The following is a 2,622-nucleotide window of genomic DNA, read 5'->3' on the forward strand; positions in this document are numbered from 1 at the left end:
GTACGCGTCCGCTAGACCCCGTATTCCATAGTCCCGGCTAGTCCTTCATCGTCGTCGGCACGATCTCATTCACCCAAGGAGATGTGCCGGTATGGCCGATGGTATCCAACAGCGCAAGCGCGCTTTCTGGAAGGATCTGGTCCAGCGTTGGGCGGTCTCTGGCCAGAGCAAGGCGGTCTTTGCCCGTTTACACGGGATCCCACCTTGGCAATTATCGCAGTGGGTCGCGCGATATCCGGAATGGGTAGCGGCCGCGACCGAAGCCGATCAATCGCAACTGGAACGCGCCCCATCAGAGCCGGCTCCGGCTGCCATGGCGCAGCGCTTTGTGACCGTGCATACGGTAGAGGAGGAAGCGGAGCCAGAGTCAAACCCGACTCCGGATCCCGATTCAGTCGCCGCGTTGCCTCGCACAGGCGCAGCGGTATTGGTGACCCTGAGCAACGGTCGGCGGTTAGAACTCTATCCGGGATTTTGCGCCGAGACGCTGCAGCGGGCCGTGGAGGTTCTCGAGGCATGATCGGCTGGCCCACGGATACAGCCATCCACTTGGCGGTGGCACCGGTCGATTTCCGCAAGGCCTTCGACGGCCTGTGCACCGAGATCGTTGAGGCTTTGGGCCGTGACCCGCTCAGCGGTGAGCTGTTCGTCTTCCGCAACCGCGCCGGAGATAAGCTCAAAGCGCTGTATTGGGACGGCCAGGGCTTTGTGATGATCTACAAGCGCCTGGAGAGGGGGCGCTTCAAGTGGCTTTATTCGGTTGACGGCAAGATCGAGGAAGAGATTCAGCTCTCGCGCAGTCAGTTGCAGGCGCTGTTCGAGGGCATCGACTGGCGCCGGCTGGAAAGGCCTCAACGATGCCTTGCAACCGCCACCCACTGATAAGCAGCTATTATAGGCCAGTCATAAACTTAGGTGCCCTCGGCGTGGTATAATGCGATCATGTCGAGCGATGCTTCCCAAGGGCTTCCGGTATCCCCGGCCTCGCCGCGCGAGGCGCAGCTGATCGCCGCCTTAGCCGAGCGCGACCAGGTCATCGCGCAGCAAGACCAGCATATTGCCCAGCTCGACGCCTCGGTCAATGAGCTGAGCGAGCAGCTGCAACTTCTCAAGGATCGGATCCTCGAGACGCAGCGCAAGCACTTCGGGCAAAGCTCCGAGCGCGGGTGCTACCTCCAGTTGGATCTATTCCATCCTCAGGAGCTGCCCGTCCCCGAGCAGCAAGACGACGAAGTAGAGACCAGCACCGCAGCGCCCGGAAAACGGCGCAAGACCCAACCGCCCCGCGGGCGTCGCCCCCTGCCGCCGGAACTGCCGCGAGAGACGAAGCGCTACGACTACGACGAGGAGACCCGAGCGCAGCTGGAAGCCCAGAACGGCGGTCCGCTGGAAGAGATCGGCACCGAGGTGACCGAGACCCTCGAGTACGCCCCCGGGCATCTCTACGTCAAGCGCCACGAAGTACCCAAGTACGCCGTCCGGGGTGAGGATGGGGAGCGCACCGTAGTCTCTCCGCCGCGCCCCTCGCCGCCGATCCTCGGCGCCCAGGTCGGTGCCAGCCTGCTCGCCCACACCGTGGTGAGTAAGTTCACCGACCACTTGCCGCTCAACCGCATCAGTCAACAACTGGCCCGGGATGGATACGAGATTCCCCGCCAGCGGCTGTGCGACTACAGCCTTCTGAGCGCTTCGGCCTTGGCGCCACTCGCTGAACTGATTCGCCAGGATGCTCTGGCCTGTCCGGTGCTGCACAGCGACGACACCACGGTGCCGCAGCTGGAGGAGGGACGACGAACAACCCGAACCGCTCGCCTGTGGCTCTACTTGGGCCGCGGGCGGGACGACGACATCATCCCGGTGTACTACGCCTACACCACCAACCGGTCCCAGGAGGGTCCGCTGGAGCACCTGCGCGACTACCAAGGGTATTTGCAGGCCGATGCCTATGCGGGCTACCGCAACGCCGAGCGGCTGCAAGTCGCGCTGGTCTGGTGCGCCTGTTGGGCCCATGCCCGCCGCCCGTTCGAGAAGATCGCTCGTAAGCACAAGCAGCGTGGCCGAGTGCATCTGGTGATGAAGCTGATCGCGGCGATCTACCAGGTGGAATCGCGCCTGCGCCAGGCAGGGATTGAGGATCCCGAACTGATCCGTCAGGAGCGCCAGCGCCGCACGGTGCCGATCCTCAAACGCCTGCGTCGGCTGCTCGATCGCATCCTGCCCAGCATGCCGCCTCGGGGTGAATTCGCCAAGGCCATCAGCTACGTCCTCAACCACTGGCCGGCGCTGCTGCGCTTTACCGAGGACGGGCGCTTGGAGCCCGATAATAACCGCGGTGAAAGAGCCATGCGCGGGGTCTGCGTGGGTCGGAGAAATTGGAACTTCACCGGCTCCGAGAAAGGCGGCCACGCCTTGGCGATCCTGCTGACCGTCCTGGAAAGCTGCAAGCAGAACGGGGTTAACCCCCGTCACTACCTGATCGATGTGCTTGAGCGCATCCAGGACCATCCCGTTAACCGCCTCCACGAACTGCTGCCCTATAACTGGGCGCCGCAAACCCAAGCTTGCGGAGAGCATGCCAGCACCGAGTAAAGTTCGGCTACACGGGATCTACCGGACGCTTAC

The 2,622-nt window shown here is 63.3% G+C and carries 3 protein-coding genes; all 3 read left to right on the plus strand.

From position 1 onward, the window contains the following. The first annotated feature begins 91 nt into the window (after positions 1–91). From tnpA to tnpC, 3 genes are read left to right on the plus strand one after another with little or no spacing between them, the layout of a single operon-like run. Positions 92–520 carry an IS66 family insertion sequence element accessory protein TnpA gene (gene tnpA, locus CKO15_RS13390; protein ID WP_200197255.1) on the plus strand — a complete coding sequence of 143 codons (429 nt, stop codon included), beginning with the start codon at positions 92–94 and terminating at the stop codon, positions 518–520. Then, entirely contained in the window at positions 517–882 is a 366-nt protein-coding gene (gene tnpB / locus CKO15_RS13395; protein ID WP_200197257.1) for an IS66 family insertion sequence element accessory protein TnpB, read from the plus strand. The genes tnpA and tnpB overlap by 4 nt, the downstream gene beginning before the upstream one ends. A gap of 60 nt (positions 883–942) precedes the next feature. After that, positions 943–2,589, plus strand: a complete 1,647-nt coding sequence (tnpC, locus tag CKO15_RS13400; protein WP_200197260.1) for an IS66 family transposase — start codon at positions 943–945, stop codon at positions 2,587–2,589. The last annotated feature ends 33 nt before the right edge of the window (positions 2,590–2,622 follow it).

This window comes from Halorhodospira abdelmalekii (genome assembly GCF_016583625.1).
Lineage (GTDB): Bacteria > Pseudomonadota > Gammaproteobacteria > Nitrococcales > Halorhodospiraceae > Halorhodospira > Halorhodospira abdelmalekii.